Source organism: Rhizobium sp. PL01 (assembly GCF_033447125.1).
Classification (GTDB): Bacteria; Pseudomonadota; Alphaproteobacteria; order Rhizobiales; family Rhizobiaceae; genus Pararhizobium.
In genome coordinates, this window is record NZ_JAWQUM010000010.1 from 173792 (window position 1) to 194763 (window position 20972).

19 protein-coding genes and 4 pseudogenes are annotated in these 20972 nt (G+C 57.3%); 9 read left to right on the forward strand and 14 right to left on the reverse strand.

Annotated features, from left to right (window positions below; all coding sequences use genetic code 11):
• Positions 1-56: 56 nt before the first annotated feature.
• The 11 genes and pseudogenes from R6X40_RS22715 to R6X40_RS22765 form a co-directional block, all read right to left on the reverse strand.
• Positions 57-950 carry a GntR family transcriptional regulator gene (locus R6X40_RS22715; protein ID WP_318416288.1) on the reverse strand — a complete coding sequence of 298 codons (894 nt, stop codon included), beginning with the start codon at positions 948-950 and terminating at the stop codon, positions 57-59.
• A gap of 386 nt (positions 951-1336) precedes the next feature.
• Positions 1337-2773 (reverse strand): DHA2 family efflux MFS transporter permease subunit, encoded by a 1437-nt coding sequence (locus R6X40_RS22720; RefSeq protein WP_318416289.1) that lies wholly within the window; start codon positions 2771-2773, stop codon positions 1337-1339.
• Complete coding sequence (locus R6X40_RS22725) at positions 2770-3897, reverse strand: MFS transporter (RefSeq protein ID WP_318416291.1); 1128 nt, start codon at positions 3895-3897, stop codon at positions 2770-2772. The genes R6X40_RS22720 and R6X40_RS22725 overlap by 4 nt, the downstream gene beginning before the upstream one ends.
• A gap of 12 nt (positions 3898-3909) precedes the next feature.
• On the reverse strand, positions 3910-4035 hold the full coding sequence (locus R6X40_RS22730; protein ID WP_318416292.1) for a hypothetical protein: 126 nt from the start codon (positions 4033-4035) through the stop codon (positions 3910-3912).
• Between the two features lie 87 nt (positions 4036-4122).
• Positions 4123-5151: an aliphatic sulfonate ABC transporter substrate-binding protein gene (locus R6X40_RS22735; protein ID WP_412178445.1), complete on the reverse strand. Its 1029-nt coding sequence runs from the start codon at positions 5149-5151 to the stop codon at positions 4123-4125.
• Between the two features lie 34 nt (positions 5152-5185).
• Complete coding sequence (locus R6X40_RS22740) at positions 5186-6055, reverse strand: ABC transporter permease (RefSeq protein ID WP_318416296.1); 870 nt, start codon at positions 6053-6055, stop codon at positions 5186-5188.
• 36 nt (positions 6056-6091) lie between these two features.
• Entirely contained in the window at positions 6092-6928 is an 837-nt protein-coding gene (locus R6X40_RS22745) for an ABC transporter ATP-binding protein (protein WP_318416298.1), read from the reverse strand.
• Positions 6929-6948: 20 nt separating this feature from the next.
• A complete protein-coding gene (locus R6X40_RS22750; protein WP_318416299.1) occupies positions 6949-7275 on the reverse strand; it encodes a ferredoxin family protein in 327 nt (108 codons plus the stop codon).
• Positions 7272-8912 carry an FAD-binding protein gene (locus tag R6X40_RS22755; protein ID WP_318416301.1) on the reverse strand — a complete coding sequence of 547 codons (1641 nt, stop codon included), beginning with the start codon at positions 8910-8912 and terminating at the stop codon, positions 7272-7274. Before R6X40_RS22755 ends, R6X40_RS22750 begins: the two co-directional genes overlap by 4 nt.
• 63 nt (positions 8913-8975) lie before the next feature.
• Complete coding sequence (locus R6X40_RS22760) at positions 8976-9563, reverse strand: thioredoxin family protein (RefSeq protein WP_318416303.1); 588 nt, start codon at positions 9561-9563, stop codon at positions 8976-8978.
• Positions 9564-9970: 407 nt separating this feature from the next.
• Positions 9971-10086, reverse strand: a pseudogene (locus R6X40_RS22765) (DDE-type integrase/transposase/recombinase); the annotation flags it as partial.
• A gap of 154 nt (positions 10087-10240) precedes the next feature.
• Between R6X40_RS22765 and R6X40_RS22770 the strand changes: the two are divergent.
• Complete coding sequence (locus R6X40_RS22770; protein WP_318416305.1) at positions 10241-10564, forward strand: hypothetical protein; 324 nt, start codon at positions 10241-10243, stop codon at positions 10562-10564.
• A gap of 609 nt (positions 10565-11173) precedes the next feature.
• Here R6X40_RS22770 and dhaL read toward each other — a convergent pair.
• Positions 11174-11794 (reverse strand): annotated as a pseudogene (gene dhaL, locus R6X40_RS22775) (dihydroxyacetone kinase subunit DhaL); the annotation flags it as partial.
• Positions 11795-12029: 235 nt separating this feature from the next.
• On the opposite strand from dhaL, the gene R6X40_RS22780 reads away from it, so the two are divergent.
• Entirely contained in the window at positions 12030-13076 is a 1047-nt protein-coding gene (locus tag R6X40_RS22780) for an NAD(P)-dependent alcohol dehydrogenase (RefSeq protein WP_318416307.1), read from the forward strand.
• A gap of 239 nt (positions 13077-13315) precedes the next feature.
• Positions 13316-13657 (forward strand): annotated as a pseudogene (locus tag R6X40_RS22785) (hypothetical protein).
• Here R6X40_RS22785 and R6X40_RS22790 read toward each other — a convergent pair.
• Both R6X40_RS22790 and R6X40_RS22795 read right to left on the reverse strand, forming a co-directional pair.
• A pseudogene (locus tag R6X40_RS22790) lies at positions 13654-13972 on the reverse strand (ThuA domain-containing protein); the annotation flags it as partial. The pseudogenes R6X40_RS22785 and R6X40_RS22790 overlap by 4 nt on opposite strands.
• A gap of 112 nt (positions 13973-14084) precedes the next feature.
• Entirely contained in the window at positions 14085-15104 is a 1020-nt protein-coding gene (locus R6X40_RS22795; protein WP_318416511.1) for a LacI family DNA-binding transcriptional regulator, read from the reverse strand.
• A gap of 267 nt (positions 15105-15371) precedes the next feature.
• On the opposite strand from R6X40_RS22795, the gene R6X40_RS22800 reads away from it, so the two are divergent.
• From R6X40_RS22800 to R6X40_RS22825, 6 genes are all read left to right on the forward strand, one after another.
• Positions 15372-16709, forward strand: coding sequence for an ABC transporter substrate-binding protein (locus R6X40_RS22800; protein ID WP_318416309.1), 1338 nt, complete (start codon positions 15372-15374; stop codon positions 16707-16709).
• Between the two features lie 103 nt (positions 16710-16812).
• Complete coding sequence (locus tag R6X40_RS22805; protein ID WP_318416311.1) at positions 16813-17760, forward strand: sugar ABC transporter permease; 948 nt, start codon at positions 16813-16815, stop codon at positions 17758-17760.
• A complete protein-coding gene (locus R6X40_RS22810) occupies positions 17757-18698 on the forward strand; it encodes a carbohydrate ABC transporter permease (protein WP_318416313.1) in 942 nt (313 codons plus the stop codon). The genes R6X40_RS22805 and R6X40_RS22810 overlap by 4 nt, the downstream gene beginning before the upstream one ends.
• Positions 18695-18883 (forward strand): hypothetical protein, encoded by a 189-nt coding sequence (locus R6X40_RS22815; protein ID WP_318416315.1) that lies wholly within the window; start codon positions 18695-18697, stop codon positions 18881-18883. The genes R6X40_RS22810 and R6X40_RS22815 overlap by 4 nt, the downstream gene beginning before the upstream one ends.
• Positions 18884-18886: 3 nt before the next feature.
• Positions 18887-19984, forward strand: a complete 1098-nt coding sequence (locus R6X40_RS22820; RefSeq protein ID WP_318416317.1) for an ABC transporter ATP-binding protein — start codon at positions 18887-18889, stop codon at positions 19982-19984.
• Complete coding sequence (locus tag R6X40_RS22825; RefSeq protein ID WP_318416319.1) at positions 19977-20972, forward strand: ABC transporter ATP-binding protein; 996 nt, start codon at positions 19977-19979, stop codon at positions 20970-20972. Before R6X40_RS22820 ends, R6X40_RS22825 begins: the two co-directional genes overlap by 8 nt.

Here is a 20972-nt window from a genome sequence, read left to right on the forward strand (position 1 = left end):
GTTGTACCGTCACGGTAACAGGACAAGACCAGATTGCAACAGGCCTTTAACTGGTATTATCGCATCAACTCGATGACGAAGTCGTAGATGTCGCCGCGATATTTGGTTTGCGTGAACTCGACAATTTGCCCATCGGCAAGAAAGCAGCGCCGCTCCATGATCAGTAGGCTGGTATCTTCGGGCGTGCCCAGCAGGCGGCGTTCTTCTTCGCTCGCTGGCTTTGCCTGCATGCGCTGCAATGCGCGGACGGGCAGGGCTCCATTTGCTTCAAGATACTCATAGAGCGACGCCTGGATCGCCTGCGGATCCGGCACGAAGAGGGCCGGTAATGTGGCAATTTCAATTGCGATGGGTGTATTGTCGGCCGTCCGCAAACGCTTGAGACGGACGACCTTTTCGCTGCCCGAAATGCCCAGAGCCATCATTTCGGCCGGCGACGGGCGCGAAATATCGCGTGCAATCCACACGCATCCGGGTTCCAGACCGCGCGAACGCATGTCTTCGGAAAAGCTTGTCATCGTGGCAAGCGACTTCTCCAGGCGCGAAGAAACGACCGTCTTGGCGCCGTGACGGCGGTCGAGAAAGCCATCGGAAACCAGCCCGTCTATCGCCTTGCGCACGGTAACGCGAGAGATGCCAAGCGCCTCACATAAGGTGCGTTCACTTGGGATGACAGCGCCACGCCTGATCTGCGCCGCACCGATCGCCGCCTTGATTGCATCTTCCAGCTTGCGATACAGCGGCTCGCTGCTTTTGGCTGCAAGTGCTGTTGTAAGGAAGTCTAGAATCGTTTGATCGCCCACCGGATTACCTGCTGAAGAGAGAGCCTCCTTATGCAAATTTTTTTTCAGCGGGTAAACTGGTATTGTTCTTGTCGAGGTTTTCGTGTGAATTCCAGCAATCATATTCGGCTTAACAAGCACCCCCAGATCATAGGGATCGTGCGACATGGACACTTGCGAGCGAGCCACTACGGTTGAGACGTGTCTATAGAAAGTCTACGCGGACTGCTGCGTTGTGCGTGACTAGAACGCGATATAAATGGAGGCTCGACAGCGCACAGTTGCAAAGTGTCGAATGGAGAGGTTCCGTTAAATCGATAAGGCAGGCAAGATCCATAACTTGCCTTATCAATGTCGATAAGTTCAAGTGACTGATATCAAAAGATGTTTATCTTTGACGGCAACCTTGTATCCGCAGGTCTACGGTTTGTATTCCGTCGCGGTGACGATTTGCAATAGCCGCTTAAACCGGGGATTATTTTCTCGTTGAATAAACGACGAGCCGATTCCTTAGCATTAAGGCGTTCTCTATCCGTGCGGGTTTGAAATAATGGTCAGGTACCCGTGTGACCCGAAACTTCGGCACCAGCGTTGTCGTGCAATCCCAGGAAACTGAGTGATGCAGCCGTCCCAATTGCAGCAATTGCAACAAATGCCCACCGGAAATCAACGAGAGCCAAGGAAGCGCCGCCGCGCCAAAGCTGCGACACGTTGAGCACTGCCGCGGCGACCGCGATGCCAAGCACCATGGAAAGTTGCTGCAGCATACTCGACAGCGTCGATGCCGAGCTTCGTTGTGACGCCGTGATGTCGGCAAAGCCGACGGTATTCAGGGCGGTGAATTGCATGGAACGGGAAAGTCCTGCGACGAACAGCAGTGCATGGATGAATAGCTCCGGTGTCTCCGGTGACAAGACGGAGAACGCCGCGATCGAAGTTGACGCGAGCAGGCCGTTGAAGACGAGAACGGCTCGAAAACCGAACCGGCGCAGAAGCCGGGTTGTAACGGACTTCATCGCAAGATTTCCGGCAAAATAGACAAAGATATAAGTTCCGGTGGCGATCGTATTGAGACCGAAGCCTACCTGGAAAAACAAGGGAATGAGGAAAGGCATGGAATTGATCGCAAGCCTCGACGCTGTACCGGACGACAATGTCGAGAATGCGAATGTCGGGATGGCAAAAGACGAGAGGTCGAGAAGCGGGTTGGGAGTCCTTCGAAAGTGGCGGACGGCCTGTACCGAGAGCAAAAGGCCGACGGAGAGCAATGAGATTACCTGGAGTGCGGTCACCGTGCCATGAGCGAAGCATTCCAGGCCGGCGAGCAGAAGAGTAAGGCCCAGAGCCGAGAGGATGAAGCCAAGGACGTCCAGCCTGCTCGAACCGGTATCTTTTTGCTGCGGCACGAAGCGCCAGACGAGAACAAGGCTGGCGATGCCAATGGGAATGTTGACGAAAAAGTTCCAATGCCAGCCAAAGGCGGTGGTGATGAAGCCACCGAGCACTGGCCCGATAACCGGTGCTATCAAGGCCGGCCACGTGATCAATGCGACGGCATTGACCAGTTCCGATTTAGGCGCGTTGCGCAGAACTATCATGCGGCCGATCGGGTTCATCAAGGCGCTGCCAAACCCTTGGAAGGCTCTGGCCGTGGTGAATCCGGCCAGGGACGAGGATAAGCCACAAAAGAGCGACGAGATCATGAAGATTGCAATTGCAGCCAGAAAGACATTGCGTGCGCCGTACCGTTCTCCCAACCAGCCCGAAAGCGGAATGAAGGCGGCCATCGTCAGCATATAAACTGTTAGCCCGATGCTCATTCCCACCGGCTCGACGCCGAACGATCTGGCCATCTGGGGCAGAGATGTTACCACGATGGTCGAATCGAGCATCTGCATGAAGAAGGAGATCGCGACGACGAAGGCAATCAGTCGCGACTGACCGGGTGATGGGGGCGTTTCGGCGTTCTCTCCGATATTGACGACGGTCATTTGTCGATCCCCCAGGGTTGTTGGTTCGCATGTTTGGAAAAATAGACGCGTTGGACCGTGGGGATCGTGAAAACGATACCAACCAGGAACATGCCTGCAGCAAGGCCAATCAACACCTTGAGGTCGAACCAATGCGCTGCATAGCCGATCAGAAAGGCGCCAAGTGCGGGTCCCGCGCGGAAAACCAGGGTGTAAAGGGCCAGAACGCGGCCACGCATCGCCGGCTCGCTCATCGTCTGCGCCATGGTTTGCATGCCGATATTGCAGACGACGTGAAAAAGGCCCGCAGACGCAATCAGCGGCAATGCGAAGCCGAGCGTATCCGTCAGTGAAAAAAGCGTCAGCGACAGGGCGATGCCACAGGCTGCCGCAAACGTGATGCGCACCGACATACCCAGCGTACGCTTTTTCAACATCCAGCCGGCACCGAACAGCGCACCCACACCCTGCGCGGCCATCAGCATACCGAGTGTATCGGGCCCTCCCTCGAAGGTGCCGCCGGCCAGTGCGGGGAAAAGTTCGGTGAAGGGCCGGGCCAGAAGAGAGAAGGATAGGGTAAGCGCAAACAGGACCGCCACATGTGGGGTCCGAAGAATATAGCGGTAGCCTGAGACGATATCACCCGTGAAATGTGATGATCGCGCTGCAAGCCCCGGCCGATCAATCCACGGCCGGACATGCAAAAGGACGGCCATGATGGCGATGAAGGAAACGGCATTGAGGAGGAACACGTCGCTGACGCCGGAATGTACCATCACGAGGCCGCCGATCATCGGACCGATGCTTCGAGCGATGTTGGCAGCGATCGAGTTGGCCGCAATCGCCTGCGAGACGCGTCCGTGAGGCGCGAGTGCGCCGGTCACCATCATTCGGGCCGGCTGGTTGAAACCTTGCAACGTTGCATCGATCACCGCCCAGGCCAGCAGGAGCCACGGTGAAACGACGCTGACCACCACCAGCAGCCAGATGAGGCAGGAGTTTGCCATGGCGAGCACTTGCGTCAGCCAGATCAACCTGTAGGGATTGCTCCGATCGGTTACCGTTCCGGCAAGCGGCGCGACCCACAAGGCGGCAATAAGATCGGAGAGAGCAATCGTTCCGACCCACGCGGCTGACGTGGTCAACTCCCACACAAGTCAGCCGACCGCCGCCTTCTGCATCCAGTCGCCTGCAAAGCTTACGCATTGGGCGATGGAAAATAGAATGAAGTTGCGGCTTTGAGGCTCGGGCGTCAGTGGCTGGTCGGTTACAACGGATGTCATGAACGTCTTGGAATGCAGGAAGCTAAAAAACGTCTTCGCCGGGCTGCACGCAATGCAGACCGGCGAAGCCGAAACGGTGCAGCGATTTTACTGGTTAGAATCGACCTCCTTGTAGGCCGCATCGAGATAGCGCGTATTGACCCATGTATCGTATTTTACCGAGCCCTTGAGCAATTTGGCTTGCAGCATAAAGGCTTCTTCATCCTTCAGCGCCTGAATGGCCTGGGGCGTAATGCGCGGGTCCTGGTAGAATTTGCCATCCGCGTAGGTGGTGCGCACCGATTTTTCCGAAGTCTTTGTTTCTTCAACGAAAATCTTGATGGTGTCTTCAGGATTGGCGTCAGCCCAGCGTGCAAGCTGGATGTCGACCTTAAGCAGGCGCTTGACGAGATCGGGATATTTCTTCGCGAATTCGCCGTTCACGGAGATGATGAAGGGCGCCGACCATTCCGGATACTTGTTGCTGTCGAGGATGACGCGCGCTTCGCCTTTTTCGACAAGCTTGGATGTCGAGTTGTCGGATTCGACGACAGCATCGATATCACCCCGAATCAGCGCCGGACCTGACGCGGCAAAATCGAGGTTGAGCGGTTCGACATCGTCCGTGGTGAGGCCCGCCGTCTTCAGCGCCTTGGAGAACACCGAATGGCGAACAGTACCGGCCAGAAAAGCCACCTTCTTGCCCTTGAGATCAGCGACCGTCTTGATCGGCGAATCCGGCGTGACGATAATCGTGGTTGACGAGCTCTTGGTGAAGCTCGAAAGGCCGATTGCTTGGACATCGGCGCCCAGGGCCGCGGCGCGCAGGGCCGGATTGTTGCCGGTGTAGGTCACCTCGATTGCTCCGGTCGCAAGTGCGGTCAGGGCCTCAGATCCACCATTGGTGAAAGCGACCAGTTCGACTTTGATGCCGTCCTTGGCGAATTCTTTTTCGAATGCGCCGCTATGGCGGCCCAGAATGAACTTCAGGTGACCCGGCGCCGTGGTGCCGATGCGGATAATATCCGGCTTGTCTTCGGCAAGGGCTGCGCCTGAGAGCATCGAGACGCCGAGAACGGACAAGGCCAGACCCTTCAGCAGGTTGCGGCGCAGTTGGGTGAAGGTAGTGCTCATGATCGTCCTTTGACGGTTGTTTATGGGGTCGGGGAATTCAGTGCGGAGATGCTTCCGATGGGCTCTTCCAGCTGGTCGCCCAGCGCTCGAACCACACGAGCAGGTAATTCACGATCAGGCCGATGAATGTCATCGTCAGGATGCCGGCATACATGTCGGCCGTTTCCATCATCAGCTGGGAGTTTTGGATCAGGTATCCGAGGCCGGATTTGGCCGCGAGCATTTCAGCGCCTATCACTGCGAAGATCGAGGATTTCACCGCAAGCCGCGCACCGGCAACGATATGCGGAATGCTGGCAGGAAGGATGACCTTGCCGAACAGGTCGAGATCGGATGTCCCCATGGACCGGGCAGCCTTCAAAAGCAGTGGATCAACCGACTTCACGCCGCTGATGGTGTTGATCAATAGGAAGAAGATCGACGAGTAGAACGTGATGGCGATCTTGGAGGCTTCCCCGATACCGAGCAGGAGAATGAACACCGGTAAAAGGGCAAATTGCGAGGTGTTGCGCAGCGTCTGGACGAGAAGGTCTGACACCTTTTCGAAGGTTGAATACCGCCCCATCAGGAAGCCGAGCGGGATAGCGAAAACAAGCGCCAGTGCAAAGCCGATGAAGGCGCGCTGGAGGCTGATGCCGATATTGGCTGACAGCGTGCCGTCCAGCAGCATCGCATACCAAGCAGTCAGAACCTCGCTCAGCGGCGGAAAGAAGATCGCATTGAGCCAGCCAAGCCGTGGTGCGATCTCCCAGAATATGAAGAACGTTATCAGCAATGGGACGCCGTATCCAAACGTGCCCAGATGCAGCGCGCGGCTTTTCCGGCGCGCGGGTGCTGCTTTAAAGGTGTCACGAGACCGCAACGTCACTGCAGGCACGAAGCCGGATTTGTCAGTTATAAAAGCCATCTTGGCCTCCCATCATCTTGAAGCAGCGTCTGGTCTTCAGGCCGCGTAGGCGGGCGAAAGCGCCCAGTCCTTCTGCGCCTTGTTCACTTCGTCTCGCAGCGCTTCCCAGATGCGGCCGCGATGGCCGTTGAACGCGGTGCTTGAGCGGATATCGCCGTCGCGCGGACGCGGCAGATCAATGTCGAAGATCTCTTTGACCTGGCCCGGGCGGGCGGTCATGATGACGATCCGGTCGGCGAGGTAGATAGCCTCGTCGATCGAGTGCGTGACGAAAACCACGGTGGTGTTGATCTTTTCCCAGATGCGCAAAAGCTCGCTCTGCAGGATTTCCCGGGTCTGGGCATCGAGCGCTGCGAAGGGCTCGTCCATCAACAGCACTTCCGGATCGGCGGCGAGCGCCCGGGCAATCGCAACACGCTGCTGCATGCCCCCGGAAAGCTGGTTGGGAAACCGGTCTTCGAAACCGGACAGACCGAAGAGCGATAGGAAGTAACGTGCCTTTTCAGTCCGTTCGCGCTTGCCGACGCCGCGCACTTCCAGCGCATATTCGATGTTGGCGAGGGCAGTGCGCCAAGGGAACAGGGCGTATTGTTGGAACACGTAGCCGGTCTTCGGATCGGGCTTCGTAATGATCTTGCCGTCGATCTCGACCTTGCCACTGGTTGCCTGTGTCAGGCCGCCGATGACGTCCAGCAGGACCGACTTGCCGCTGCCGCTCGGGCCGACCAGGGTGACGAACTCGCCTTTGCGGATCGTTAGATTGACCCCGTCGAGCACGGTGACGCTGTCGGAGGCTTGGCCGTCGATGGTCACGAACTGTCCGGGCTTCAACGGGAATGACTTGTGGACATCGGTAACTGTGATGCGGTCCATAACTTTGGTCTCCTTCGATCTCAGACTTGAGCGACGCGGATGCGGTGGGTCGGGTCGAATTGGGTGCCGTTGGGTTTGCCGCGCTTCCAACCGAGCGCGCGGGAATAGCTGCCAAACAGCGCACGCTCCTCGATCTCTGCCTCAGTGATGGCGACTGGCCCGTCGGCATACTCGGCCACGTAAAGCGCATCTGTCGGGCAGTAGATCTCGCACAGGAAGCACGTCTGGCAGTCGTCCTGCCGGGCGATCACCGGAACGCCATTGGTCATGTCGAAGACATTGGCCGGGCAGACTTTGACGCAGATGTCGCATTCGATGCAGCGGCTTTGCGAGATCACCTCGATCATGATGCACGTTCCTTGCCGTGGCGTGCGGGTGGGGCTGCCTGCACGCGGATATCGTCGGTGCCGCTGACGAGGATGGGGCGGGTGAAAGCAGGATTGTTGGCCGTGAAATCTGCACGCCGATGCATGCCTCGGCTTTCCTGGCGCGCTAGCGCCGCGTTCAGCGACCAGCGGCCGGTTGCGGCAATCGCCGCGGCCTCTCGGGCGCGGTAGCGATCGACGCCGGTGCCGGCCAGATGATGACGGACATCACACCACAGCATGTCGAGGGTCTGCCGGCTTGCTTCAAGGCGATTGCCATCACGAAAATAGTTTTTCTCAAGCGGCAGGACTTCGGCCTGTACGGCAGCGATGACCTCCCTCGCCGTCATGCCGGGTTTCGTCGTGCCAACTGGTCGCAGGCCCGCTTCGCCGAGTGGCCTGGAGATCGAGCGAAAAACCGTCCTTTGGTCGTGGCGTTTGGCAAATTGCGATGCGCCCTGGCCGGACCACCAGCCGCTGGCAATCGCCCAAGATGAGTTGACGGCTCCGCCGCCAGACATCGCACCGGTCATATTCTCGCGGCTTGCCGCATCGCCCGCCACATAGAGAGCGGGCACGTCGGTGCCGCAGTCGGAGGTCGCAACGCGAATACCGCCGGTGCCGCGCACCGTGCCCTCCGCCTTGAAAGTGACGCGGAAAAGATCCTTGAAAGGGTCAATCCCCATACGCACATAGGGCACGAAACAATTGGGCTGACCTTGCCGAAGCCAATCCTGCAATGCAGGCTCTGCCTGATCCATCCGCGCATAGACTGGAGCCTCGATCATGGCCCGGGCTATTTCCTTTTCGCGCTCGCCGATGCCGTTGCGCAGAGGTTCACCATCGCTGGTGAGGATCGCCGTGCCATCCTGGCGGTAGAAGGTCGCCCAGCGGAAGGGCAGACCCTTATTCAGTGACGAGCCGTGTGGCGCAAGCGTGTACTTGCCGGTGAATTCCATGCCGGACAGGATCGCGCCCGCTTCCGCCGCCATCAGGTAGCCATCGCCGGTCAGGCCCGTGGCTCCGAGGATACGCTCATGGAAGGCGCAGCCGCCGGTCGCAAGCACCACAGCGCGCGCATCGACACGCCAGTCGCGATTTCGTTGGCGATCGACCCCCGCGGCCCCGGTTACGGCTTCGCCGTTGGAAAGGAGTTCAAGCGCCGGATGGTGGTCGAGCACTGTGACGCCGGCCAGAAGCACGCGGCGGCGCATGAATGCCATATAGTCCGGCCCACGCAGATTGGCGATATAAAGCTTGCCATCGTCCTCGCTCGGGAAGGGATACCCCCATTCGACGAGCTTCAGGAGGTTTTCATAGGCTCGGTCCACACACCGTAGCATCCAGCGGGGATCAGCCAAGCCAGCGGTGCGCTGCCATCGCCGTTCGACGATCTGGGCGCGATCCTCGCCGGGTGCCACGCACCATGTTCCGGTGTTGGACGGTGCCGTTGCGCCGCTGGTGCCTAGATACCCCTTATCGGCCAACACCACCTTGGCGCCGTTTTCGGCCGCGGCAAGCGCCGCCCACGCTCCGGAAGGGCCACCGCCAATGATAAGGACATCTGCTTTCAAATGAAGAGGATCGGACCCGCTAGGATCTTTCTGTTGCAACGACATTCCGTATCTCGACAACTGTTCCGGGGGAGGGGCGGCGGCATCTCTGCCGCCGGCTTCATGACTTCAGGCGGCTTGCGAAGACCAAGACGGTTCGTTACCCGGTTCCCACTTGATATTGCAGCCGATCGAGGGAATCTGATTGTTTGCCGGGCGGGCGCCGGAAAGCACGGCATCCACTGCAGCACGCAAATCGGCGCCGGTGACGTCCTTGCCGTTGGCTGGTCGGGCATCGTCGAACTGGCCGTGATAGACTAGCTTGCGGTCGGCATCGAAAAGGAAAAAGTCTGGCGTGCAAGCGGCGCCATAGGCCTTGGCCACGTCCTGAGAACTGTCCTTGAGGTAAGGGAACGTGTATCCGTACTGTTCGACTTCCTGACCCAGCCGCTCCAGCGTTTCTTCCGGATGGGCCGCCGCATCGTTGCTGTTGATCGCGATAATCTGTAGCCCGTTGGCTTCGTATTGGCGTCCGAACTGAGCAAACGCTTCACGAAGAAGAACAACGAAAGGACAGCGATTGGAAATAAAGGCAACAAGCAATGCTGGCTTGTCGGAGAAATCCGTCAGTCGATGAATCTGACCCGCTGCGTCGGACAGTTCGAAGTCAACGGCTTTGACGCCAATTGCGACGGGATTGGATTGCGTTCTGGGCATGATGTCCTCCAAATAATGAGCGCAGAAAAAAATTATTGATATAGTCTATGGGTATTATAGATTTTGTCTTGGGCGAAAGATTCTGCGTTTCGCTTCAGAAGGAGAAGAGTTTTTCAAAACGGAGCGTATCCCGGAAAAACCACGATCATGGCTGGGCTGCCGTAAGTCCAATTGGAAGAGGCCCCAAAAGCCATGGTTTAGCGTCGCCTGACGTGATGAAAGACGTCTCTCTTCGCAGCGCTGAACGGCAATCTTACGGCTCGAACACTGATCACCAACAACCTGGAAAAGCGCAGTTTTGCCGAATTTCACTCGGTCGGCCGCTTCTCGCACGTTTAAACCGGCGATCATGGCGTGCCGCGACCGCTTCTGTCGTTTAAGAAGCCTTCACATCAGCCATTTGGCGGCCTTGTATTGCGGGGGCTCTGCACCAGCACGTCGAGAATGACGCCGTCCTGGTCGGCAACCCACCAGAGCCAATGGTCCTGCGCGCCAATGAGATGACGACCTCGTCGAGGTGCCAACATTTCTCACCAAGCGTCGGACCGCTTGCGGATTTCGCCGGCAAAGTGCCGCCTGAGAACGGCGGTTTTTTTGTGTTGATAGGAAACTTTTCTCTGTGTGCCGAGTTCACATCGGCTTGGTTCACCTGGAGCCATCACTGCAAAGGACACATAATGAGAAAGACCATCCAGACCATCGGCGCGGCCACAATCGCAGCCATTGTCGGGTTAACGACCTTCACTGCAGCCTCTGCAGTACCACTCGCACCGGCACTCGCTACGGCGTCGAATGTCGAGCTTGCGCAGTATAGACATCACGATAAGGGTAAGCCGGATTGGAAGCGAAATGATCGCCGACATGACCGCGTCGATCGGCATGAAAAGCGCCGCGGCTACTGGAATGGCCACCGTGGCTATCGCGAACACCGCCGCGGTTACCGACGACACAGCGACGGGTACTATTACGCTCCAGAAGTGTTCAAGCTTTACATCCGATAAAAGCCTACTCAGGTCACTGGCCGTCGTCCTTCTTCAGGGCGGCGGTTCTTTTTTGCTTGAACATTCGCATCCTTTATTTCGGTCGCGCGTTGTCTGAGGGCAAGTGGGAGAGGAGTTCGTGATGCAAGGCGGCAGTAAAAGCACCGGTAAACGGTACCTATCTGGTCGGGGAAACGATCTTGAGGATTATTTTGCAGAACTTGAAAGCGATGAAGGCAATCCGCACGACGGTGTTTATCCGACGGACAGAATCTTAAAACGCGCCGACGGTCTCTCAGCTTCTGAGGAACTGCGCCGGTTGACTGTCTATGTTGTCCATCTTCGTGACCGCATGTCAGGCATGGTGGGCTCGCGCGAGAATGCGCAAACTCCTAGAAAGGTGTCTGGTTTAGCGGCTGCTCTTGCCGGCTTAACGGCAATGATCGCAATATACGCATCAATTACGGCTGTTACCGCTGTGAAAAGGCGTCGATAAGCCGAGATTTCCGTTTGCAACAACGCTTGCGCCGGGGCCCAGCGCATCGTGATGGTATTTTCGGCGCATGGTAAAAGGTCTGGAAGCGTGTTGACTGAAAATCGTAAAAAATGCGTGTCTTCAGCGATGGGGGCATCGACAAGGCTTTTCATCATGGCTTGAAGGATGATCACCGCAGATGCAGCTCCCGGATCTGTATGGCCGAGCGAGCGTTCGCCAAGCCGGGCTGCTCTTCCTCTGGCTGCGACCATTGAACGCTTGGCATTGGCGCCGGCCGCCGCTGCATCGGGAAGGTGCGTCCATGTAGCGAGAGCATCTGCGCCGTTCGAAAGTGCCTTCATGGCGTCCTCTGTTGCCGGAAGCCACGCATTCAACATGGTCTTGTCGCCGCGCTGTCCGTTTCCGCGCTCGTGTATGCCGGACGTCATCGCTTCGATCGTCGCGACCTGGTTTGGCAGCGAACATAATTGTTGCTGCTTTTAGAAAAGCACTTGCATAGAGTGGGCGCGGTCGATGTTCCCAGAGCGTTCAGGAATGCCGCGGCAGCACGTGTAACCACGGCGGAAGCGGTCGCAACGTCGAGGTCCATGCTGGATAGTTCATTCTTCACAGCATTGAATCCGAGTGACATGGTGATCTCCGTGGTCCGCACCGCCGATTGCCACATCCAGAGCAGTCAGGTGGTTCCTCTGGGCATCGATGGCTGAGGAAATATCGCTGAACGTGGTCTCTCTGTTTCTTGCTAAAGCCTCCACAGACGTCGGATCTACGAATCCGGCAGAGCGATCAATGGCGTCGTCATCACCGCAGATGATGGCCGGCATGATTCTTCGATACAAATACACCGTTGAAAAGACAACGTTATTTTCTTCTCGCCGTTGCGGCGAGGGTAGACGGCATGGCCACACCAGCCGATTCCGGCCTTGCAACACGCTGGGGCGGATATATCCTCGGCTTTGGAAGCAGAAACAGATCAATGGATAGATGAAAATGGCAATGCAGCGTTCACTTGTTTTAGAACGTCAGCACGAATTGACGCTTCGTGATATCGACTTGCCGGCGAGCACCGGACCCGGGCACGTGAAAATCAAGATCCATACTGTTGGCGTATGTGGTTCAGATGTTCACTATTACACCCATGGCAAGATTGGTCCCTTTGTTGTCAATGAGCCCATGGTGCTCGGACACGAGGCCGCAGGCACGGTGATCGACGTCGGGGACGGCGTAAGCCATTTAAAGGTTGGTGATCGTGTGTGTATGGAGCCGGGAATTCCCGATCCGAATTCCAAGGCAAGCCGGCTTGGGCTGTACAATATCGATCCGGCGGTTGCTTTCTGGGCAACGCCTCCTGTCCACGGCGTTCTGACATCTGAAGTCGTTCATCCAGCAAACTTTACTTTCAAGCTGCCGGATAATGTCAGCTTCGCTCAAGGCGCCATGGTCGAGCCCTTCGCAGTGGGTATGCAGGCGGCGACCAAGGCTAAAATCATGCCGGGCGATACGGCTGTCATCCTTGGCGCAGGACCGATCGGCACCATGGTGGCAATTGCCGCACTTGCCGGGGGGTGTGCACGTGCGATCGTGGCGGATCTCGCCCAGCCGAAGCTTGATATCGCCGCCCGGTATCAGGGCGTCATCCCCGTCAATATCACCGAAACGGAGCTCGCCTTGGAAATCAACCGGTTGACCGATGACTGGGGCGCGGACGTAATCTTTGAATGCTCTGGTTCGCCAAAGGCCTGGGGGACGATCATGCAACTCGTTCGTCCTGGCGGGGTGATCGTTGCCGTTGGTCTTCCCGTCAATCCCGTTGTCTTCGATGTGTCGCTAGCCACCACCAAGGAAGTCCGGATCGAAACGGTGTTTCGTTACGCCCACCAGTACGAGCGCTCGATCGCACTGCTCGCATCGGGTCGTGTCGATCTCACTCCATTGATCTCGGAAACCTTCGCCTTCGAAGACTCAATCAAGGCGTTCGACCGTGCGGTCGAGGCACGGCCGACCGACGTCAAGCTGCAGATTGTCTTGGAGACGTGACATCAATCGAGGGCGCGAAAAGAGTTGCGTGAACTGTATCGGGCTACAACAGGGAGATCTATCAGCGACCAAGGCACGCCCTCGGCGAGAGTTTACGGGCAGCCGGTTCAGATCCTTTCGAGACGACGGATCGGATATCGCCAATTGCCTGCATCGACGCCGACATTATCTGCGGCGCGCGGTGGAACCAAGCTTTGAAGGGCAAGTTATCCGGTTGACGCATAGGGTGTGATTATGAAGTGACTTCTCGTCACCTCCCAGTCGCCCTTGGTGCCACACCATCCTTGGCACTGACGCGTGTGAATCCGCTTTCGATAACGTGCGAACAATCCCGGGATACCGTCCACCAGCGTGGTGCAGTAATCTTCCGCTGGACCTCTCCTGAAGGCCTGCCGCTCTACGATCGTTTCATTCGCAACAGCTGATATTGTGATGCCAACCAGTATGCAGAGTGGAAGAATATCCCTACACGCGACGATCCAACTTGCCCTGTTTTAAATTGCCAAAACATAGACAACTTCGACGGACTGTTCATCGTACCGGAGCATTCATTGTCGTTGACACTGCGTGCTCGACGTTAGAAGCGCTCTCCTATACTCAAGTTGCAACACAATTTCGCTACCGGGACGGCCCAATTTGCACCGAGGCGGAATATCGGTCTGATTTCCGAAACGTTGAACTCCTTGGCTTGGTGTCCGAGCCACAAATAAAAGACACGTCCCTTGCCGTATTTGCGCTTCCACACGGCCGGCATGACGACGCCGTCGATACAGTAGGCATGCTTGCCGGAAAAGGTCGTTGTCGCCAGCACTTCATTCGAGGGGGTGACGTGCATGTAATTGCTCAGAGTTATAGGGGAAGTCGACAAGCCCTGTTGCGTCGGTGGGCTGTGCAATGACCCGCCCACAGGCAGCGAACCGCAACAGCGCTGTTTCGCCGACAAGTCTTTGGACCGTTTTCGCAGGCGTGCTGTGACAGGCTGACATCACTTTCACTGGCTGGGCCTGCTTAAAGGTTTTCCTTCAGCAAGACCTCAATTCTGATCTTTTCCTGGGCTGCGATCGGGTCGCGCAGGTCGGCGCGGGCGCGCATGATGCGGATGGCGCTGCGGACGGCGTGACCGGGGTCCTGTGCGATGATTGTGTCAATGCGGCCGTTGCGCAGGGCTTCCTCGCTGAAGGGTGTCCGCTCGTGGACGACAACGGTCACTTTTTGCAGGTCGGCATGTTGCGATATCGCTGAAACAGGGACCCGGCTTTCCGGACTGAGAATATAGGCTGCCTTGATGTCGTGGTTACGCTCGACGACATTCTGGATGATGGCCGCCGCCCGGGTCTCGTCGCCGTAGGTTTCGAGGGACGGCAGGGCTCTGAGGTGCGGGAATTGTTCGTTGATGATGCTGTCGAAGCCGCGGCGGCGTTCGATGCTGTCTCGCGCCACCATGGTTTCGGCGACGACCATGATCTTGCCGGGCTCCTTGCCGAGGAAACGGCCAATGATCTTGCCGGCCGTCGCACCCGCCGCAAAGTTGTCGACACCGACAAAGTCGGCAGCCTTCAGCTTCTCCTGTCCGGACAGGAACTGCACGAGATGAATTCCGCGCATCATCAGACGGTTCAGTGCGTCGCGTACCTGGGGTGATTCCGGCGCCATAACTGCGACACCATCGACCTCTGTTTCGATCGCAGCCAGATGCCGTGAGAGATGATAAGGGTCGTCGGTTGCAATCTGATCGACAGTAATCTCTGTCAGATCGGATTTGAGGGTCCGGCTTGCTTCCGCCACACGCTGAAGCAATTCCTGCAGATACTGATCCCCCTTGCTCGGCAGGACAAAGCGGAACCGGTAGATTTTATTGCGGGCGAGGGCCACAGCCGCAAGGTTGCGAACGAAGCCAATTTTTTCAATTGCTTCATGAACTTTCCGCGACGCCCGGACGCTGACATTCGGCCTGTCGTTCAGCACACGATCAACCGTGGCCAAGCTAACGCCTGCGGCGTCCGCCAGATCCTTCGCAGTGGGTCGTATCATCTATTTTCTTCCGTGTTTCCCAGTTGTCCCAACCACGTTTTCCAACAGTATGCGCAAAAAAGCAAGAAATTGAAGTGCGCACCTCAAAATACTCTTGCATTGAGGTGCGCACCTCAGTTATATCATGTCAACGACGGTCGACTGAGGAATGAAGCCGGTTGTTGGAGGGGAGGGCGGCTTGATGAGTGCGTCCTCGGTCGCGCTCGCCGAGAGCGTTCAGACACATGCCGATGGAGGTCGGAGTGTCGCATGGGAGGAGATTTCATGACGAATTCATATGTGAAGTCGGCACTGGCTGCTGGCGTTGTGACCGGGCTCATGTCGCTGGCAGCGACAACGTCGGCGCAGGCCGAAGACTTGACCTTGTGCTGGGCCGCTTGGGATCCGGCCAATGCACTTGTGGCGCTCAGCAAGGATTTCGAGGCCAAATCCGGCCATAAGATGAGCTTCGAGTTCGTTCCCTGGCCGAATTTCGCAGACCGCATGCTCAATGAGCTGAATTCCGGCGGCAAGCTGTGCGATCTGATGATCGGCGACAGCCAGTGGATCGGTGGCGCGGCCGAAAACGGCCAGTATGTAAAGCTCAATGACTTCTTCGACAAAGAAGGCATCAAGATGAGCGATTTCATTCCGGCAACTGTGACCGGCTACTCCGAGTGGCCAAAGGGAACGCCAAACTATTGGGCGCTTCCCGCCTTCGGTGACGTCGTCGGCTGGAGCTATCGCAAGGACTGGTTCTCGCGGCCCGAACTGCAGGCCGAGTTCAAGCAGAAGTATGGCCACGATCTTGCCGTTCCGAAGACATTCGAGGAACTGAAGCATATCGCGGAATTCTTCCAGGGCCGCGTGATCGATGGCAAGACGGTTTATGGCGCCGCGATCTATACCGAGCGCGGTTCCGAAGGCATCACCATGGGTGCGATGGATGTGCTCTACAGCTACGGGTTCGAATACCAGAACCCCGACAAGCCCTACGATCTCGAAGGTTTTGTCAATTCGGAGAAGTCGGTCAAGGGCCTGGAATTCTACAAGGAACTCTATGACTGCTGCGCTCCTCCCGGATCATCCGACGCTTACATGTCGGAGAATATCGACGCCTATAAATCCGGCCAGGTCGCACTGCAGATGAACTTCGCGTTTACCTGGCCTGGCATCAACGCCGACCCCAATGTCGGTGGCGACAAGTCGGGCTATTTCCCGAACCCGGCCGGCCCTGACGGCAAGCAGTTTGCTCAGCTTGGCGGCCAAGGCATCTCAGTCGTTGCCATCTCCGAAAAACAGGCTGCCGCACTGGAATACATCAAGTGGTTTGCGCAGCCTGACGTTCAGGCCAAATGGTGGCAGTTGGGTGGTTACTCGGCGCTGCGCGCGGTCGTCGAAGACCCGGGCTTTGCCAAGAGCCAGCCCTACGCTCAGACCTTTCTCGATTCCATGGCGATCGTGAAGGATTTCTGGGCCGAGCCTTCCTATGCTTCGCTGCTGCAGGCGTCCCAGAAACGCTTCCACAACTATGTCATTGCCGGGCAGGGCACGGCAAAGGACGCGCTTGATGGCCTGGTCACCGATTGGAAGGCCATCTTCGAAGACGAAGGCAAATATTAGACGCTGACCGCGTGCCCTCCGTGCGGTTTGGAGTGTCTGTGCAGGACCGGCTGTTAATCAGCCGGTCCTGCGAACAAGCCTGCTTATGATTTAGGGGAATACCATGCTCGATTCATCGGTCGATCAGGCCGTGGGCGACACTGCGCCCGTCGTGTCCAAACGCAGTCAAGGGCTTTCGGACAGAACGATTGCCTGGCTGTTTGTGGCGCCATCGATCTTCCTTTTGCTCGCCGTGAATATCTTTCCTTTGATATGGACCGTTCGGCTCAGCTTTACCAATTTCCGCGTCAACCGGCCGAATGCCGAAGTCCAGTTCGTTGGCCTGAAAAATTACATCAGTGTCCTGACCGACGGGGACATTTGGCTGACGATGCAGGCAACCGCCCATTTCCTGATCTGGACGATCGTCCTTCAGGTTCTGATCGGCTTCGCACTGGCCTATCTGATCAACAAGAAGTTTCGCGGCAACGACATGTGGACGACAATCATCGTGCTTCCGATGATGTTGAGCCCCGCCGTCGTCGGGAACTTCTGGACCTTCCTCTACCAGCCGCAGATCGGTCTGTTCAATTATGCCGTCGGATACCTCGCCGGGGCCGACCCCTCGAGCTTTTCGATGATTGGTGATGTCGCGCTGGCTCCATGGGCTATCGTTATCGTCGATACCTGGATGTGGACGCCCTTCGTTATGCTGATCTGCCTGGCCGGTCTGCGTTCCATCCCAAGCAGTATCTATGAAGCAGCTGAATGCGACCGCGCCAGCAAATGGCGGCAGTTCTGGACGATCACCATTCCCATGGTTCTGCCGTTCCTGATGCTGGCGATCCTTTTCCGCGGCATCGAAAACTTCAAGATGTTCGATCTCGTGGTGCAGCTGACCGGCGGTGGCCCTGGATCGATCACCGAACTGACGTCGATCAATCTCAAGCGGGAAGCTTTCGAAAAGTGGCGCACAGGCTATGCATCGGCCTACGCCGTCATCCTTTTCGTCACGGTTTTCGGCCTCGCGTCGATCTACGTCAAAGCCCTGAACAAGGTGAAACAAAGATGAGCAGCTTCTCCGTTACAGAACCTTCGGGTCGTCAAAAATGGGTCGCCGGAACGCTTGTCGTCGTCTACGCCCTGATTACCATTCTGCCACTCCTGTGGATCATCGCCACAAGCTTCAAGTCGCCATCCGACGCCATCGCCTATCCGCCAAAAACTTTCTTCCAGCCGACCCTTGAGGGCTATGTCAACCTGTTCACCACCCGCACGCGTGCGACTGAGCAGGACCTCAAGGAGCTCGGAGAGCCGACGACCTGGTACGATCGTATCGTGCGCAAGGATGGTTTCGTGATCGCAGGGCCATCGCGGTTCATGGAACGGTTCTCGAATTCGATGATCATCGGTTTCGGCTCGACTGTTCTGTGCATCGTGCTTGGCACGGCTGCAGCCTATGCATTCTCGCGCTTCAAGGTTCCGCTCAAGGATGATCTGCTGTTCTTCATCCTGTCGACACGCATGATGCCGCCCATCGCGGTCGCCATCCCGATTTTTCTAATGTTCCGGTCGCTCGGGCTCAACGACACCCATGCCGGCATGATCCTGCTCTATACGGCCGTCAACCTGTCGCTGGCCGTCTGGCTCCTCAAGGGGTTTATCGACGAGATACCGATCGAATATGAAGAGGCGGCGCTGATTGATGGCTACACGCGCTTACAAGCATTCTACAAGGTCGTCCTGCCGCAGGCCATGACCGGCATCGCGTCGACTGCGATCTTCTGCCTGATCTTTGCCTGGAATGAATATGCTTTCGCCGTTCTTCTGACTTCGGGCACCGCGCAGACCGCGCCGCCGTTCATCCCCACCATCATTGGCGTCGGTGGCCAGGACTGGCCGGCCGTGGCGGCGGGAGCGACGCTGTTTCTCGTGCCCGTCATGATCTTCACGATTGTCCTTCGCAAACATCTGCTGCGTGGCATCACATTCGGAGCTGTTCGCAAATGACCGAATTCATCAAAGGATTGCGCGGGTTTCGGCGCGGCGCCTGGGAGATGGTCGCATCGGTTCTCATCGCGCTCGGCGTCTTCATGCTGATGCAACCCTTCGCACTGTCGCTTTACTCCTCCTCTTTCATTGTCACGCTGGTGGGCACGGTGATGTTCATCATTGTCAGCCATTTTCCGGAGTAACCCATGGCACAGATCAGAATTGAGAACGTGCGCAAGGAATTCGGCGCATTTACCGCGGTTCAGTCCTCCTCGTTTACGGTCGAGGACGGCGAGTTCTTCATGCTGCTCGGACCATCCGGTTGCGGCAAGACGACCACCTTGCGGATGATGGCCGGCCTGGAGCTACCGACCAGTGGAGAGATCTATATTGATGGCGAGGAGGTCGGCATGAAGCGGGCCAGTCAACGCGATATCGCCTTCGTCTTCCAGATGTTCGCGCTCTACCCACATATGAATGTGCGCAAGAATATTTCCTATCCGCTGCTGAGCCAGGGCATGCCTCGCGCCGAGGCCAGGGCGCGGGTGGAGGAGGTGGCGCGTATCCTCAAGATCGAGGGTATCCTGGACCGGCCGGTCGGCGGATTGTCGGGCGGTGACCGGCAGCGCGTTGCACTTGGCCGTGCCATCGTGCGGCGTCCCAAGGCTTTTTTCATGGACGAGCCGCTTGGGGCACTCGATGCGGAGTTCCGCGAGCACATGGCGGAGGAACTGCGGGCTCTTCACGACCGTATCGGCGCAACCACCGTTTACGTCACCCATGACCAGCTGGAAGCCATGCAGATGGGCGACAAGATCGTTGTCATGAACCATGGGGTCGTCGAACAGTTTGGCAAGCCGCAGGACATCTATGACTGGCCGGCAACCAAATTCGTCGCCAAATTCATCGGTTCGCCGGCGATGAGCTTCTTCGATTTCGACGGAATGATCGATGCCGGCAGCGATGTCATTGATCTTTCCGGACACAAGGTGAAGGTTCCCAAGTCGCGGCAGGGCGCCAAAGGCACGCTTACGATGGGGGTCAGGCCGGAACATATCCGCTTTTCCGACGCGTCGGATTATCGCGGCCGGGTGCTTGCCACGGAATATCTCGGCACCACGCAGATCATCACGCTGGCAACGCCCAACGGCGAGATCAAGGCGCGCGCCTCCTCTAAACAATCCGTCACATTGGGAGAGACGATTGGTCTTGCATTTGATCCTGGAACCTTGACAATTTTTGGCCACGCAAAGGGGCAGGCCCTGCTTTCCGAGGCCAACGAGAGGGTTTTGCGCCATGGTTGAGGTCGTTCTTGAAAACATCACGAAGAAATTCGGAGATCACGCCGCGCTCGACAATATGTCGCTGAGAATACCAGGCGGCTCTTTTGTCGTTCTGTTGGGGCCGACCGGAGCGGGAAAGACAACGACGCTGCGCATGGTATCCGGCCTCGATAAACCGGACAGCGGTGATATTTATTTCGCAGGGCGCTCCGTCAGGGATCTCACGCCCGCCGAACGCAATGTCGCGATGGTGTTTCAGCAATATTCGCTGTATCCGCATTTGACCGTGCGCCAGAATCTTGAATTCCCGTTGAAATCGCCGTTGCTCAAAACGCCGAAGGCGGAGATCGACCGGAAGGTCAATTCGATCGCAGAGATGCTGCAGATCTCTCATAAGCTCGACAACAAGGCGACCAACCTTTCGGGCGGTGAAATGCAGCGCGTTTCAATCGGGCGCGCGCTGGTGCGCAACCCGCAGATCTATCTGATGGACGAGCCGCTCAGCTCGCTCGATGCCAAACTCAGGGCCGATCTGCGCATCGAACTCAAAAGCATCCAGGCAAACTCGGGCGCGACCTTGCTTTACGTCACCCACGACCAGATCGAGGCAATGACGATGGCGACGCATATCGGTGTCCTTCACGAAGGCAGGCTGGTGCAGTTCGGGTCGCCGCGCGACATCTATGAGAGCCCGGTGAGCCTCTATACGGCGACCCGGCTTGGCCAGCCACGGATCAACGTGCTTGCAGCCGACACATTCCCCGGCTCGCCCGCAAAAGCAGTCAGCATTGGGTTGCGTCCGGAGCATATCACGCAAGGAAGCGGTCAGGAGGCAGAGGTGAAACGCGTCGAGCATCTCGGCGATCAGACACGCCTTCATCTGGTTTTCAAGAACAACAACATCGTTACCGTTACCGACGCCCACACCAGGCTGAAAAGCGGCGACATCGTCAAAATCCAGCCGGACAAGCCGCTGTACTTCGACGCGGACGGCATGCGCTTAGGTTAA